The sequence below is a fragment of the Prevotella sp. lc2012 genome (genome assembly GCF_900107065.1).
Classification (GTDB): Bacteria; Bacteroidota; Bacteroidia; order Bacteroidales; family Bacteroidaceae; genus Prevotella.
This window is the reverse complement of sequence record NZ_FNUF01000002.1, coordinates 384194-400734: the sequence shown is the minus strand read 5'-3', so window position 1 is coordinate 400734 and position 16541 is coordinate 384194. Positions and strand designations below refer to the sequence as shown.

Below are 16541 nucleotides of genomic sequence, written 5' to 3'. Positions count from 1 at the left end.
CTTTCACAACTAAGCGACGCTCACAGCTCGCGTATGAACCACCGCCATTAAACGGCGATTTCAATACACGGGTTTTGAGCAGTTTTTTTGCTCTATTACAAAGACCGCCTTTGATACTTCTTGCGTCCCATTGGTAGTGAGCAGAGCTCGCATGGCAGGAGGGCCAAAAGAGCACCGTTACGGTGCTGACGAAGCGTGCAGCAAAGCAGGTGGTGATGTATAAATGTCTCATTTCTATGTAGTTTTACACTAATTGGTGGCAAAATTACACTTATTAACTGAAATAAATGAAGAAATAAAAAAAAATTGATTATCTTTGCCGCCGAATTATTATTACTACCAAATAATGAATAAAATTATGATGCTCGTTGGAAGATTCTCTTTCACGGTGATGATGCTTTTGAGTGTAGGTAGCATCCAAGCACAGAATCGGCTCTATGCCGATGAGTTTCCCTTAGGGGATATCACCCTGTTGGAAGGTCCGTTGAAGGCGGCGCGTGACCTGAATATCAAGACGCTGTTGCAATATGATTGCGACCGTCTGTTGGCGCCATATCTCAAAGAGGCTGGCCTCACTCCGAAGGCGGAGTCCTATCCTAACTGGGATAGTCTTGATGGTCATGTGGGAGGTCACTATCTTACAGCGATGGCCATCAACGCCGCTACGGGTGATGAGGTCTGTCGCGAGCGGATGATGTATTTTATTAGCGAACTGCAACGCTGTGCCGATGCTCATGCCAAGAACCATCCCGATTGGGGGAAGGGCTATGTAGGCGGTGTGCCTGGTAGCGACCGCATCTGGTCGGCTTATAAGAAGGGTGATTTTAATGCTTATAATAGCGCGTGGGTACCTTTTTATAATATCCACAAGATGTATGCGGGTCTGCGCGATGCGTGGGTCTATTGCGGTAATGAACAGGCGAAAAAGCTATTCTTAGGCTTCTGCGATTGGGCGATTGACCTGACAGTCGGACTCTCCGATGCCCAAGTGGAGCAGACACTCCATACAGAGCACGGTGGTATGAATGAGGTACTGGCCGATGCCTATGCCATAACAGGCGATAGGAAATACCTTGATGTGGCCAAGCGGTTCTCCCATCGTCGATTGTTAATCCCGCTGTCGCAGCGTCAGGACTGTCTCGACAATATGCACGCTAATACCCAAGTGCCTAAGGTGGTGGGCTTCGAGCGTATTGCAGAACTCTCGGCCGACGAGGCCTATCACGATGCCAGTATCTATTTCTGGGACATCGTCACAGGTGAGCGTTCGCTGGCCTTCGGAGGCAACAGTCGTCGCGAGCACTTCCCCAGTAAGGAGGCTTGCATGGACTTCATCAACGATATCGACGGGCCGGAAACCTGTAACACCAACAATATGCTGAAGCTGACAGAGGAACTGCATCGCAGGAATCCAGAGGCCCGTTTTGCCGACTATTATGAGTTGGCCACGTTTAACCATATTCTTTCCTCGCAGCATCCGGAGCACGGTGGTTATGTGTACTTTACACCAGCCCGTCCCCGTCATTATCGTAACTACTCGGCTCCTAACGAGGCGATGTGGTGTTGCGTGGGTACGGGTATGGAGAATCACGGCAAATATGGACAGTTCATCTATACCCACGTTGGTGACGCCCTTTACGTGAATCTTTTTGTCAACTCTGAGCTCACTTGGAAGGAGAAAGGTCTGACACTGCGTCAAGAGACCACCTTCCCCTATGCTGAGACCAGTCGTATCACCATTACTGAGGTTGGTCATCATCGCTCGACTTCGTCACTTGGCTCGTCCAAGAACTCTCAGTTTAGTTTATTAGTGCGCTATCCCGGTTGGGTGAAGCCCGGATCATTCGAGGTGAAGGTAAACGGCAAACCCGTGAGCATCATTACAGGTCCTTCTTCTTATGTCGCCATCAACCGGCAGTGGAAGAAGGGCGATGTGGTGGACATTACCTTCCCGATGCACAACAGCGTGAAGTATCTGCCTAACCAACCGCAGTACATTGCCTTGATGCACGGACCTATTATGCTGGCTATGAAGACGGGAACGGAGGACCTGGATCACCTGATTGCTGACGACAGCCGCTTTGGACAGTATGCCAGTGGTAAGAAACTGCCCATCAACGAGGCACCAATCCTTATTAATAATAACTTAGAGGATTTCGCCAACGACTTGGAGCCTATTGTCGGAAAACCTCTCCATTTCACCCTTACTACGAAGATGGAAAACGGAATCCGCAACGAGATACAACCATTCTTCGAGATTCACGATGCCCGTTATATGATGTATTGGCTCGCCCTCTCGGAGGACAGTTATAAGAGTTATCTCGACAACCTAGCCAAGCAGGAGCAGGAACGTCAGGCTTTGGAGGCCCGTACCGTTGATCAGGTGCAGCCTGGTGAACAGCAGCCTGAGTCCGACCATTTTATGGAGACTGATCGCTCGCAGGTGGGCAATACCAACGATATATTTTTTCGTGATGCTAGTGATGGCCACTATTTCAGTTACCTGATGAAGACTGGTGGACAGACCGATCTGAGTCTCCGTCTGAAATACTGGGGTGTAGGCGAGTGGAAGAGTCATGAGTTTGATATCCTCGTTGATGACGTGCTGGTGAAGGAGGTGAACAATACGGGTAAGTACCGTATTTCCGAGTTCAAGTACGAGACCTACCCCGTGCCTGCCGAATTGCTGAAAGACAAGAAACAGGTACGTGTGAAGTTTGTCGCTAAGCCTCACAAGCAAATTGGCGAAATCTATGAAGTACGACTTGTTAAAGGAGAAGAATAATTATAAATCCAAATCTCAATCTTCAAATATGAAACAATCAATAACTATTGCTGCCCTTTTGGCAGTCTCGTTGGGACTCTCTGCCCAGAAGCCTATGACCGCCCCTGCCGGCGGCAAGGCTATCAGTGACGAATTGATCGGTATATTCTTCGAGGATATCAGCAGTTCGGCCGACGGCGGTCTTTATGCTGAGCTAGTACAGAACGGCTCTTTTGAGTATAACCCCTCTGAACGTGACGGTTGGGGAGCTGGCACCGCCTGGCGTGTCGTCCGTCCTGGTCATTCCCTGGGTCTGCTCGAGGTACGTATGGCGGACGGTCTTAACGGCAACAACCCCACTTATATGCGTCTGCACACAGAACGGGCGAAGGAGTATTATGATTATAAAGGCTGGAAAGGCTTTGGTATCGAGAATGGCGGTTTCGACGGCATCTCTGTCAAGGGCGGCGAGAAGTATGACTTCTCGGTATTCATGCGTAACTTCGGTGATGCCAAGCAGGTGCGCGTGGCACTGTTAGAGCCCCAGACTCAGCAGGGCTGGATGCCCAAGGAGCCGAAGCTCCTGGCCGACGTCGTGATTAACGTGACAGAGCAGAACTGGAAGAAATATAGTGCAGTGCTGACACCCGACACCACCTCTCAGAAGGCAGTTCTTCAGATTTTGGTGCTCAACACGGGCGACCTGGATGTCGACATGGTATCGCTGATGCCGCAGGATACTTATAAGGGGCACGGTCTGCGTAAGGATCTGGCTCAGGCACTGGCCGACCTGCAGCCGAAGTTCATGCGCTTCCCTGGCGGTTGTGTGGTGCATGGCGGTGGCGATGGTTTCTGGGATACCTACCGCTGGAAGACCACCATCGGTCCGAAGGAGCAGCGCCGTGGCCTGAAGAACACATGGGGCTATCATCAGTCGATGGGACTGGGCTACTTTGAGTATTTCCAGTTCTGTGAGGATATGGGTATGCAGCCCCTCCCAATCCTGCCTTGCGGTGTGAGTTGTCAAGGTGCCAATGGCGGATGGATGATGAGAGGACAGGCTCAGGATGTGGTTCCTATGAATGAGATGGATGAGTGGGTCGACGAGGCTATCGACCTCATCGAGTGGGCCAATGGCGATCCAGCCACCAATAAATGGGCGAAGATGCGTGTCGAGGCCGGTCATCCCGCTCCCTTCAATCTGAAATACTTAGGTTTGGGCAATGAGGAGAAGATCAGTCCAGAGTTCTGCGAGCGTTTCAAATATATCTACGAGCGTGTGAAGAAAGTTCATCCTGAGATCGTGATCGTGGGTACCGCTGGTCCTGGTTCACATGCGGGTAATCCTGATTTGGAGAACGGTTGGAAGTTGGCCGACGAGTTGGGTATGCCCATCATCGACGAGCACTACTATGAGCCGCGCGACTATTTTCTGAACAAACGTCAGTATGACAGCTATCCGCGTGATCGGAAGACGAAGGTCTATCTGGGCGAATATGCCGCCAAGGACAAGAAGCTGATTGATGCCCTGGCCGAAGGACTCTATCTGCTTCATGTGGAGCGTAACGGTGACGTGGTGGCCATGACCTCTTATGCACCGCTCTTTGCCAAAAAGACCAATACCAACTGGAACCCCGACCTGATCTACTTCGACAATGAGCGTCCGTTCTTGACCTGCAGTTACTATGTGCAGCAGATGTTCGGACAGAGCGCTGGTCAGTACTACTATGGCGACTGTGTCACATTCGAGGGCGACGAGTCCGGTGTCTGTCAGCCACAGGAGGGTGTACACTACGGTCAGAGTGTTGTGCTCAACGTCAAGACACGTCAGCTCTTTGTGAAACTCTGCAATGCCGGAGCTGAAGCCAAGAAGGTTAACATCGACCTCAGCCGCTTTAAGAGTCTGAAGAAGACTGCCACGAAAACGACGCTCTCGGGCAATGCCGACGACGAGAACAACTACGAGGCACAGCCTATCGCTCCTCGGAAAGAGACGGTCAAGGCCGCCAAGAAATTCAGTCTCGATCTCGCCCCTTATTCGATGGTCATGCTACAGTACTCACTGTAGATGAACATATTACAGTTAACTAAATTAATAACCAAATTTTAAGAACTTATCATTATGAAGAATCTTAGCAAGAACGAGTTGAACGCCATCATGGGCGGTCCTTCTCGTCGCACAGATCTCGACCATGTAGGGGCTTACAACTTCAAGATGGAGGTTGCTCCCACGATGGGGATTGTCCTGAATGATAATGCAGGTAATCCGATCAGAACCAGGAAACTCTAACAGACACGAATCGTGTAGACGAAACGGGCACCGCCAGTGTAGCTGGTGTCAAGGATGATATCGCCTCCTAACCGGCGGGCGATGCTTCTGGCAATGGTGAGACCGATACCGGTGCCCTCGTAGTATTCATCGAGTTGAACGAACTCGCCAAAGATATGCTCGGCTTCCTCTGCAGGAACACCAATGCCTGTATCTTCGACGATAAACTGTACGAAGCCGTCGGTTCTGACAACCTTTAGCAGAACCGACGGCTTTTTTGTATCCTCCTGGTCCTGGGATTTCTCGTTTTGTATGGTGAACTTCTGGGCATTGTCAAGTAGGAGCACGAGCGCACGGGTTGCCTGCTTCAGATGGGTCTTGATCATGGTGTTCTCCACATCTTCCGATACTTGTATGTCGAACTTGAGATGTGGCAGATGGGTGATACCGCTTTCCTCGACGGCCTGCGATGCAACCTGTACTGCCGGCACCTCGTCGTTACGTTCGATGACGGTGAGACTACTGGCTTCACTGAGTTCCAGCATCTTGTTTACCAGACTGGTGATACGGTCGGTATTCTCTGTGATCTTGTTGTTGATGTCCTGCTTCGTCGCGTCGTCGAGTTCCATGCCGGGAGATGTCACAATCTGCGTGAAGCCGCTGAGTACGTTTAAGGGGGTGCGGATCTCATGTGAGATCTGATGGATGAAGTCTGTCTTCATCCTCGACGACTCCTGTGCAAGTGCATTGGCAGTTGTCAGTTGTTCGTTCTTCTGTTCCAGTTCCTTATAGGCCTCCTGCAGTTCGGCGTGGGCAGCCTTTAGTCGCCCCGCCGCTTGTTGGCGGTGGAATGAGAAGACAATAAGGAACACGACCAAGAGTAACAGGATGCCTGCCACCGTCATCATCTCTATCCGTGTGATGGAGGCGTTCTTCGCAATGATATCGGCCTGTTGTTTTGCAATCGTCGCTTCTTTTTCCTGAATCTCGTAGATGACAGCCAACTCTGCGGCATCATCGTTGCGTGTACGGATATAGGCAGAGTCGAGCAGGTTGGTGATCCGTTCTGCGGTGGCAAGTGCTTTTCCTGTATGTTTGGATTTCAACTGGGCTTGGAACAAAGGGGCTAGTTCCAGGCGCAGGTAGTCCATAGAGGGTGTCTTCTCTTGTCCCTGATGGAAGGTACTGATCTGCTCGGAGAGCTCTGCCAACTCAGCCCACTGACCGGTGGTCTTGAGATAACTGATTTGGGCACCGAGGAAGTCGTTGTCCTGTTCACTGGTGGAAGCCAGGTAACAACGGTAGTGCTTTGCCGCCTCGGCCGTATGTCCGGCCTTTGCCAGTACTAGTGCTTTGTTAATCTCCATGCACTGCTTGGCATAAGCCGAGAAATCCTCCTTGATGTCGGGTGCAGCCAATGCCTTCTCATAGGCCTCTTCCATACGTGGCAACCAGCTTTCTGCCTCTGCTATATTCTCTTCCATGAGATGGCACTCTATGCAGTTGCTGACGATAGCGAACAGATTGTAGTGTAGGTCGAAGCGATTTCGTTTCTTTGTCTCCTGCTCCACTGTCTCATAGACGCGTTGGAAGTTAGCATTGCCCTCTTGCTTTCGGCCGAGCATGATCTGACAAGAACCGATCTGACTCAGGAACTTGGGGATGTAATCCTGTGCAAGACGGCTATTGTCTTTCTTGGCATGGTTCAGTCCTTTTGTGGCGTAATCGAGCGCCTTCTTCCAGTTCATGTTGTTGATGTTGATATGTGCCAGTAGTCGGTAGGCCGCATAGAAACTTGGGGCATCCTCCTCGAAAAGGAGTCCGTCCTTCAACGACTTCTGTGCATAAAAGGAGGCGGTGCGCGACTGTCCCAGAGCATCGTAGATTTCAGCTCTGCATTCGTCGGCCATGTTTGACGTCAGGTCGCCTGTTTCCTGCAGACTGTCGGTCATCAGCAAGGCATGCTGTGGATAGGTGTACCGTTCGTCGTAGATGGCATACATCAGGGAGTCGAGTTTCGTAAGATTCTTGGCTCCTTTCTCTTCTGTCTTGTTGTTGGTCGTCAGATGACAGGCCGACAGTAGAAGGGTGATGCACATCAGGACAGCAGGTAGTAGTCGATTAAATTGTTTTCTCTCTCTCATAACTTAAAGTATACTTCTTCAGTTGTGTGCTGCAAATATACAAAAAGTTTGTTAGTTGTGACTTGTTGTTCTGTTATTTATTCCTTAAATAAAATAAAGAATGCCGAAACGGGAGAAAAACGAATCCCGTCTCGGCAGTCTCTAAATATTTGTATCAAAGAATGATGTTAACCGCGAGCCTCGATCTTCTTATTGATATCGTCGATGACTTCGTCGGTCAGTTCGTATTTAGAAATAATGAACATGGCTACGATGAGCAGGATGGCGGGGATGATACATACCAGCCAGCGGATACCCTCTTGTGCCAATGGTGACTGAAGCTCGAGGTCGTTCATGAAGTAAGCACCTGCTGCGTTACCTACAGACATCATGGCGAAGGCTGTGATGAAGAACAGTGCAATGATGCGGAGGGGACGGTTACGTAGGAACTCCATCCACAAGTCGCTGACTTTCACGTTTTGAGACTCTGACTTATCCATTACCACACGCTCCTTTGTCTGTGAGAAGCAGAAGAGAAGTAGGGCGAGACCAACGAGAGAGTAGATGAGCATTGTGGTGAACCATGCACCAGAGTTCTTCGGCAGAGTGGTAGCCTCTTCGGCGGGAACGTAGTTGGTCATAGCCAGCACGAGCCCCGGAACGACACCACCCAGAGCCATACCGGCCTTGAAGAAGATACCTGTCAGGGCATTCACGATACCGGCGATACGACGGCCTGTGGTGTATTCAGCATACGAGATGACCTCAGGGATAAGAGCCCACATATAACCGGTGGCTACGATGACACCAGTCGACTTAATAAACTGTGCGATGTAAACCAGCGTGATATTCTCCTTTACGGTGCCCATCTTGCTGATGACATACAGCATACCCATACCGATAATGGCCACAGAAAGGAAGATGTAGAACATGTTTTTCTTTCCAACCTTCTTCTTGATAGCCGGTACCAATGGCATGAAGATAAACGAGGGCAGAGAGCCAAGACCCATGAAGAGTGCCATTTCAATAGGCAGGGTCTCCGAGGATGCGAAGATGGCTACCAGGATAGGCACACCTGCAGATACGGCAAGACCGCCGACATTGGCCATAAACATACGGACAGAAGTAAGTACGGTAATCTCATCGGTGTCGCGTGTCAGTGATGAGTTCAGAGCTCCGTAAGGCACATTGATCAATGTGTAGAGCATCGACATGCCGACATAGGTCAGGTAGGCATATATGATGGAAGGTGCGAAACCGTCCCAGAAACAGAGGATGGCAAGGATAGTAAGGGGAATACCGCCAGTAACCAGATAACTGCGATACTTGCCAAGACTTGGATTGTGCTTGTCGACAAACGTTCCTACGAGAGGATCCCATAAAACGTCGACAAGACGGACAACGAGGAACATGGTTCCTGCCAATCCTGCTGATTTAGCTGCATCGCCACCGAGTACGTAGACATCGGTGTAGAAGAACAGCAGATACATACAAATGGTCTGATAGATAAGATTCTGTGCCAGGTCACCGGCTCCGAAGCCGATGCGCTGTAGCCATGAGAGTTTGTAAAAACCCTTGGTTTCGTTTGTAGTTGACATAATTTTAAATGATTATTTAGATTTATTGTTTGTTATTTCTAATTCGAAGGAACTCATGGGCAGTCCGTTCAGTGAGCGGACATTCGCCTTGAGAGGATTGTCCTTCCAAGCGTAACGGATGGCAGAGGGGGCATTGTCACCCAGTTGAATGTATATCTTGTTTTTCTCGGCCCTGGCCTCGGCATTATGGAAGAAGCCGGCTTTGTCTGCCACCTCGAACTCGAAGACCTCTCCGGACTGAACGGGTTGGTCGAGCGTAAGGACGATGGCCTTATCTGTCACCTCCCCAGCGATGACCTCAGGCGAGAGTTCCACCTTATTATTATATAAGAGACGGTCGAAGCAGAGCCCGATACGTGCCGCAACCTCCTTCTTGCGGAGAGGATGGATGTCGACGGTCTCACCCAGATCATTGATAACAGCGAGTTCTGCCCAGGTATCTGCCTTGGCAACGGTGCGCTGAGCCTCACGGAGCTGAGCCCATCCGCTGTTCATGGGTTCTGTCTGAGAGGTGATGGGTCTTGGGAATGCCGACTGCATACGACCATCGTGGTTGGCTAACTGTACAATCACGAACGGCATCTGCTGGTCCTGCCAACAGTCGCGCCAGCAGCCCATCAGTTTCTTCAGGTAGTCGGCATAAGGAGCGGGGTTGCCTGTATTCGACTCGCCCTGATACCAGACAATACCACTGAGGCCGTAGGGTGCTAAGGGATAAAGGACAGCATTATAAAGTGTGGTGGGGATATTCTGCAGCGACACGTCACCACTGGGACAGCTAGGCATCTCTGTACCTACACGCATCTTCCATGTCTCACCGAGGGGAATGATGTCCTTTGGCATGGGGTTCTGCGACCAACGGTCGTCGCCAAAAGCGATCAGATAAGGTTTTTCAGGAAGGAAATGGGCCACACCATACTTATTGATAAAACGCACGCTAATCACGTTGTCGCCTTCACGGAGCAATCCCTCGGGGATATCATAGCGACGTGGGGGATACTGATACCCTGTCTGTCCGATCTGCTGACCATTAAGGTATGTCACGTCACAATCGAAAAGGGTGCCGAGCAGCAGACGGGCAGGCTTCCCTGCATGCGCTTTGTCGATATGGATATGCTGTCGCAGCCATACGGTACCGGTGTTTCGCCATCCCCATTTCCACTGGTCGATGGTCTGCCAGTCAGAGTCGTCGTAGTCGGCTGCCGTCCAGTTCTGCTGAATGCCGAGGTCGGTATCTTGCAGGATCTTCTGCCACTGGCGCTCTGCCTCCATGTTAGCCTGCGACTGTGCTTTTACATAGTTGTCGCTCTGAAAGAACTGTGCACGTTTCACAAGCATGGGGTAGTCGTGCTCAAGAGAGTCTTTCGATATCCAAGCCTCGATGGGAGTGCCGCCCCAACTGTTCACGATGACGCCCTGGGCTACCTTATTCTTCTCGAACATACGCTTGCCGAGGAAGTAGCCTATAGCAGAAAAAGGCCATGCATTCTGTTTGTTGAGTGGTTTCCAGTTGGTGGGGGTCGGTCTAATGTCGTCTTTGACACCGTGGGGGTCGGTATCATTCTGTACTCGGAATAGACGGATAAGAGAATTCTCATAAGAGTCGATTTCCTGAGTGTACTGGGGATAGACGCGCTCAATGTGTACGTCGATATTTGACTGTCCAGAGAGAAGCCACACGTCACCAATAAGTATATCGTCAAGCGTCAGTTCGTTGATGGTCATCCGATAAGGACCACCAGCTTTCATCTTCGGCAGATCGATACGCCAACGTCCGTCTGCGCCTGCCGTCGTCGTATATTGTTTCTTGTTGAACAGAAGAATGACAGTTTCTCCTACGTCAGCCTTGCCCCAAACGGGTATAGTTTTATTACGCTGAAGTACCATGCCCGACTGGAACAACTGCGGAAGAGAGACCTTTGCGTTGCTCGGAAAAGAGCATAGTAGTACCGTACATAAAAACAGAAGTTTCTTCATAAAATGCATTTTTGATGTTGCAAATATACTAAAAAACTCCGTTGAAATGGCGCATAATCGTGTTTTTCTCGTCAAATGAAACATTTAGAAAAGCATCTGTAACATATTAGAATACGAAAGTGGCCGATTATTCTTATCTTTGCAACCAAAACCCATACGCGCGTTGTGAGCAAGGGCGTTGTTTCATAATCATAAAACGGAAAGATGCAGGATAGTCTGTCGCAGAAAGTTTCATTTGGAGAGAAGATCGGCTACTCGTTGGGAGATGCTGCCGCCAATCTTGTGTTCCAAATGATGATGATATTCCAGTTGAAGTTCTACACGGATGTGTTCGGACTGGATGGTGCTGTGGCAGGAACGATTTTGATGCTTGGTAGTTTCTCGGCGGTAATTGTCGATCCGGTCATGGGCATTCTTGCAGACCGTACGCAAACCAGATGGGGAAAATTCCGTCCGTGGATCATTTGGACGGCCATACCATTCTGTGTCTTCTATATCCTGGCATTCTACAATCCAGGCATCCATGAGAAAGCGATGGTGGCTGTCTATGCGACGGTGTCGTACATCCTGCTCATGACGGTCTATTCCTCGAATAACGTGCCATACACCTCTTTGGGCGGTGTGATGACCAGTAATATTAGGGAGAGAACCAGTATCACGACAATCCGTTTTGTCGTGGTGACCATCGCCCAGTTTGTGGTACAGGGACTGACGCTTCCCTTGGTTGAACATTTCGGACAAGGTAATCTGCAACGGGGCTGGTCGTGGACGATTTGCCTGTTTGCCGTGATAGCCCTGCTGTTCTTTATTGTTACTTTCGCTGTTTCCAAGGAGCGCATTCAGCCTCCGCCAATGCAGAAGGTGGACATTAAGGAAGATATCAGGGGAACGGTCTCCGACATCTCGTGGAACTCTATGTCGCTGCTGACCTTTGTGCTCTTTATCACACTGGCCATGTGGGGATCGGCTATGAGTTTTTATTTCCAGTATAATGTCGATCAGAAATCCCTTCAGGACTTCCTCGGCGTTTTCGGAGTGGTAGCAGATATGCAGGAGTCTTATTCGCTTGGATTCTCTGCCTTTAATATGATGGGTGCTATCGTGCAGTTCATAGGTGTGATCTGTCTGTCACAGTATTTAGCAAATAAATACGGCAAGAAGAAGGTATTCATGGTATGTCTGTCTATGACGGCCTTCTTTACGGCGATGTTCTACATTCCTTCACCGACGGATGTGAGTCTCCTGTTTGTCCTGAATTTCCTACGTTCCTTAGCTTACGCACCAACGGTGCCGTTGTTATGGGCGATGATTGGTGATGTGGCCGACCATATTGAATATGAGAATCATCGTCGGGCCACGGGCTTTTGCTTCTCTGGTATCGTTTTGGCACTGAAGCTGGGCCTAGGTCTCGGAGGTGCCATTGCCGGCATCATCATCTCAATGTTCGGTTATGTCTCTGGGAATGTATCCATACAGAATGAGAGTGCGATGGAGGGTATTCGTCTGGTATCGAGTATTGTGCCTGCTATCCTCTTTAGCATAGGTGTCTTGTCACTTCATTTCTATCCGATAACAAAGGAATACAACGAAAACATGCAGGCAGAGTTGGCAGCGCGACGCCGGAATGCGGCCAGTCAGGTTGACAACAACTGAGATAAGAAAGATAAATGACAAAGAGATATTTTTATAGGTTAGTAGTTATATTAGTAGTTTGTTTGTTCACTCAGCATGCGAATGCGCAGAGAGAACCCAAGGATGGCCTTGGCAAGAGTAGCCTGACTGGTACATCCTTGAACCAGAAACAGTCGGGCGGTCAGGATGCGGCGGCATCCGCCATCGTCCGGCAGTATTCCGGAGATGTTCTAGCTGGAAGCACACTGCTATGGATGATGAGACTATAAAGGATGATAAGTAACAAATAAAAAACAAGAAATATGGCAAAACTTCCACGTTATCTTTTTCCAAAAGATTATTATGCAGATCCATCTGCAAATGTTTTCAACGGACGCCTGTACGTCTATCCTTCTCATGATTGGGAGGCTGGTGCTGCCTTCGACGACGATGGCGGACATTTCCAGATGAAGGACTACCACGTTATCTCCATGGATGACGTGGAAAATGGCGAGGTGACCGATCATGGTATGATTCTTCATGTAGACCAGGTGCCTTGGGCAGAGAAGCAGATGTGGGATAATGACGTGATAGAGAAAGATGGTAAATACTATCTGGTATTCTCTGCAAAAGACTATAATGGTGTGTTCCATCTTGGTGTGGCTGTGGCCGACAAGCCCGAAGGGCCGTTTGTTCCTCAGGAGCATCCCATCCGTAGCTCTTTCAGCATTGACCCCTGCCTGTTTAAGGATGACGACGGTCAGATATATTGTTATTTCGGTGGTCTCTGGGGTGGACAGCTTCAGTGGTACAAGTCGCCGGAGAAGCTTCTTAAGGAGGGTGTCGATCTTGGTCCTGCCCCCGACAAGAAGACACAGCTCTATGCACCAGCCGATGTGCCTGCTCTCTCGAGTTCTGTTGTTCGCATGAGCGATGATATGCTGCAGTTCGCTGAGGCTACGCATGAGGTAGTCATTCTCGATAAGGAAGGTAAGCCACTGAAGGCTGGTGATCCTCATCGTTTCTTCGAGGCATCATGGATGCATAAGTATAACGGAAAGTATTACTTCAGTTATTCTACTGGTGACAGTCATTTCCTTTGCTATGCCATCGGTGACAACCCCTACGGACCATTTACCTATCAGGGAGTGCTGCTTGACCCGGTTGTTGGTTGGACTACCCATCATAGCATTGTAGAGTACAAGGGTGAGTGGTTCCTGTTCTACCACGATTGTGTTCCTTCCAACGATGTTACACATCTGCGCTCGTTGAAGGTACAGCGTCTGTTCTACAATGAGGATGGAACCATCCGTAAGGTGGAGAACGAGTAAGAACATTAAACCATGAAGAATCATCAGCTAATAACCGATTATTATATTGCTCACCGTGACGAGCTGCTGGCGTTTGTCAGTAGCCGTCTCGGTGGTAGCGATCTGGCAGAGGACATCGTACAGAATGTCTTCCTCAGGTTGTTGACCACTGATAAGATGATCTCTGAGGTGACCCTGCCGTGTCTGGTCTATACCGTGGCACGTAATCTGATCAGTGACTATTATCGTCGACATGCCACCTTTGAGGAGTATGAGCACTATATCAAAGGCGTGTGTAGTACGGAGATATCCACAGATTCAATCTTCTCTGTCCGTGAGGTTATGGAGGGGTTGGAGCGCGGATTGGCCCGTTTGCCGGAGAATTGTCGCGAGGTTTACCGCCTCCATGTCTATGGTGGTATGAAGGTCAGCGAGATATCCCTCCGTCTTGGTGAAGGTTATAAGTCGGTCGAGCATCGTCTGGGTACGGCCCGTAAGGCTATGCGCCAGTATATGCGCCAGTACGCATAGGTATTTATTTTCCATTGATGATGCGATGCACATCGTCGATGGTGTGTTCGAAGGGGCCAGTATGCTCTAGTTTGAGTGTACACATGGCGGCAGCAAAGCGACACCTTTCGATATAGTCCATTCCTTGTGCACGACAGTAGAGATAGCCTGCACTGTAAGTGTCGCCACAGCCTGTGGCGTCGACAACAGTTTGTGGCGGATAGGCTGGTACCTCGTAGAAACGGCCTTCAGCCAGAACCACCGATCCACCACTACCAAGCGTGATGATTACCTCGCGCACGCCCCAGTCTTGAATCTGCTCGGCTGCGGTATGTGGATTGGCAAGGCCGGTGAGTGCCAGACTCTCCTGTTCATTCACTTTTAGGATGGCGGTATGGCGTAGTAGGCGCAGTTTATCAGGCCAGTCTGTAGCGATCACCTTCCATGCTCCGTTCCCGTCAGGTATCACCCTGCGCAGATAGCCTTGTACATCTATCGATACATCACCTTTCTTTGCGAGAAAATCCACCACCTCCGGTGCGAAATCATCGGCCAACAATGTGCCGAGATGGAATACCTTTGCTTCTTCATTCCTCAGTTGGTCAAGGGTAAAGGAATCTGATTTCGCGAGTACTCGTTGGGTACGGTCATCCATATTCTCACCATAGGTGTTCTCGAAAAACACGTTGAATGGACTCTCGTAGGCTGTGACGCGGATACCGCCTTTTCTGAGTCTTTCTACCTCGGGCATTATCTCCCGACTGACAGAGGTGATCATGTGAAAACTGACTTTTTGCGGAAGGGCTTGTAATGCCCAGGCGATATAAAAGGCTGACCCTCCGGCACAGTAGACGGTGTTGGGAGGGCGTTGGGTGATAATCTTGTCGCGGGTAATATGTCCGATGCAGCAGATATCTGTCATTTAGCGTACTGATTGTTTGTTATTTCTTTCCGGCGACAAAGATACGAAAAAATATTTGTGAAAGTTTTGTCTGGTTCAGGAAAATGTATATCTTTGCAATCTAAATACAATTCTACTAATTATTAATGACTAAAAGGATATTCTTATGTGCTCTCTTACTATGGTTGACGTGTTCTTCCGGGAGGGGACAGATAATCTATGACGTGACAGACACAGGTGCGGTGGGCGATGGAGTGACAGACGATGCTATGGCTATACAACGTGCAATCGATCAGTGCTCGGCAGATGGAGGCGGTAGGGTGCTACTACCTCGTAATCATACCTTCCTAGCTGGTCCCATTGAGTTGAAGAGTAACGTGGAGTTATATCTGGAGTCCACGGCCATTCTGAAAGCTCATCCCAACGAGAATATCTATCATCTGAGTGCCTTTGGCGAGAACAGAGGCGAGGGGATGCTCTGGCTATGGGCTAACAATGCGGAGAATATCAGTATTACAGGCAAGGGAACCATCCATGGCAACGGCATCGCTTTTATGGGCGCGGAGTTGGATGATTCATTCGAGTTAAAGCCTTTAGCTGATCAGAGTTTTGACCCCCGTCCACATGTTTTGACCCTGACTGCCGTGAAAAACCTAACTATCCGTGACGTGACCATCCGTGAAGGTGCATACTGGACGGTGCATCTTATTGGTTGCGATGAGGCGGTCATCGACGGGATCAACCTACTGAACAATTTGAAGATTCGTAACGGCGACGGTATCGATCTCGACCATTCGAGACATGTGCGCATTTCCAATTGTCATATCACATCGGGCGATGATTGTATATGTCTGAAGAATCGCCGGGAGTTCGAACGGTATGGCTCTTGCCACGATATCACTGTGACAAACTGTGTGATGTCCTCGCGTTCATGCGCAATTAAGATTGGTAGTGAGAATATGGATTCTATCTATAACGTGTTGGTCGACAATTGTATTATCACTGCTTCTAACCGTGGCTTAGGGATCCAGAACCGTGACGAAGGAACAGTGACCGATATCGTTTTTTCGAATATCCATCTCGACTGTCATTTGTGGAGTGATGTGTGGTGGGGTAAGGCAGAGCCGATTTATGTGACGAGCTATCCCCGGGCCAATGGTAATCATAAGGATGCCAACTGGCGTTTCCCAAAAGGACAAGTTGAAGGGCGTTGCGGTGAGGTGAGCCGTATCTGGTTCAACCATATCACCGCTAACAGTGAGAATGGCTGTTTTGTAGGTGGTGAAGTGCCAGGAAAGGTGAAGGATATCTTTTTTAATCATGTCTGTGTAAACTTGAACTTAGGAGAAGCGGATTCGCTGGCAATTGACAAGCGACCATGCAAGGGTGAGGGATTCATCCAAGTGGGACGTGAAGAACTGATAAGGCAGACAGTACCCCTTGTAACGGAAAATGCCGACGTACAAATAAACAACTAA

The 16541-nt window shown here is 49.5% G+C and carries 12 protein-coding genes; 8 read left to right on the top strand and 4 right to left on the bottom strand.

Annotation, left to right across the window (positions count from 1 at the left end):
* Window positions 1–391 precede the first annotated feature (391 nt).
* Genes BLU99_RS05605 through BLU99_RS12150 form a run of 3 tightly spaced genes read left to right on the top strand, consistent with a single transcriptional unit; the run spans window position 392 to window position 5054 of the window.
* Window positions 392–2785 (top strand): glycoside hydrolase family 127 protein, encoded by a 2394-nt coding sequence (locus tag BLU99_RS05605; protein WP_369807711.1) that lies wholly within the window; start codon window positions 392–394, stop codon window positions 2783–2785.
* Between the two features lie 28 nt (window positions 2786–2813).
* The gene (locus BLU99_RS05600; protein ID WP_176771058.1) at window positions 2814–4832 is read left to right on the top strand and encodes an alpha-L-arabinofuranosidase C-terminal domain-containing protein; all 2019 of its coding nucleotides are present in this window, start codon (window positions 2814–2816) and stop codon (window positions 4830–4832) included.
* A gap of 54 nt (window positions 4833–4886) precedes the next feature.
* Window positions 4887–5054 carry a bacteriocin gene (locus tag BLU99_RS12150; RefSeq protein ID WP_143065734.1) on the top strand — a complete coding sequence of 56 codons (168 nt, stop codon included), beginning with the start codon at window positions 4887–4889 and terminating at the stop codon, window positions 5052–5054.
* Here BLU99_RS12150 and BLU99_RS05595 read toward each other — a convergent pair.
* From BLU99_RS05595 to BLU99_RS05585, 3 genes are all read right to left on the bottom strand, one after another.
* Entirely contained in the window at window positions 5051–7177 is a 2127-nt protein-coding gene (locus BLU99_RS05595; protein WP_091900204.1) for a sensor histidine kinase, read from the bottom strand. The genes BLU99_RS12150 and BLU99_RS05595 overlap by 4 nt on opposite strands.
* A 167-nt stretch (window positions 7178–7344) precedes the next feature.
* A complete protein-coding gene (locus BLU99_RS05590) occupies window positions 7345–8754 on the bottom strand; it encodes an MFS transporter (RefSeq protein WP_091900203.1) in 1410 nt (469 codons plus the stop codon).
* Window positions 8755–8766: 12 nt separating this feature from the next.
* Window positions 8767–10731 (bottom strand): sialate O-acetylesterase, encoded by a 1965-nt coding sequence (locus tag BLU99_RS05585; RefSeq protein WP_176771057.1) that lies wholly within the window; start codon window positions 10729–10731, stop codon window positions 8767–8769.
* A gap of 204 nt (window positions 10732–10935) precedes the next feature.
* Here BLU99_RS05585 and BLU99_RS05580 point away from each other — a divergent pair, with 204 nt between their 5' ends.
* Genes BLU99_RS05580 through BLU99_RS05565 form a run of 4 tightly spaced genes read left to right on the top strand, consistent with a single transcriptional unit; the run spans window position 10936 to window position 14183 of the window.
* Entirely contained in the window at window positions 10936–12384 is a 1449-nt protein-coding gene (locus BLU99_RS05580; RefSeq protein ID WP_091900201.1) for an MFS transporter, read from the top strand.
* A gap of 14 nt (window positions 12385–12398) precedes the next feature.
* Window positions 12399–12632, top strand: coding sequence for a hypothetical protein (locus BLU99_RS05575; RefSeq protein WP_176771056.1), 234 nt, complete (start codon window positions 12399–12401; stop codon window positions 12630–12632).
* Between the two features lie 33 nt (window positions 12633–12665).
* The gene (locus BLU99_RS05570; protein ID WP_091900199.1) at window positions 12666–13673 is read left to right on the top strand and encodes a glycoside hydrolase family 43 protein; all 1008 of its coding nucleotides are present in this window, start codon (window positions 12666–12668) and stop codon (window positions 13671–13673) included.
* Window positions 13674–13685: 12 nt separating this feature from the next.
* Window positions 13686–14183: an RNA polymerase sigma factor gene (locus BLU99_RS05565; protein WP_091900198.1), complete on the top strand. Its 498-nt coding sequence runs from the start codon at window positions 13686–13688 to the stop codon at window positions 14181–14183.
* Between the two features lie 4 nt (window positions 14184–14187).
* On the opposite strand, the gene BLU99_RS05560 is transcribed toward BLU99_RS05565, so the two are convergent.
* Window positions 14188–15084, bottom strand: coding sequence for a PfkB family carbohydrate kinase (locus tag BLU99_RS05560; protein WP_091900197.1), 897 nt, complete (start codon window positions 15082–15084; stop codon window positions 14188–14190).
* 125 nt (window positions 15085–15209) lie between these two features.
* On the opposite strand from BLU99_RS05560, the gene BLU99_RS05555 reads away from it, so the two are divergent.
* Entirely contained in the window at window positions 15210–16541 is a 1332-nt protein-coding gene (locus tag BLU99_RS05555; protein WP_091900196.1) for a glycoside hydrolase family 28 protein, read from the top strand.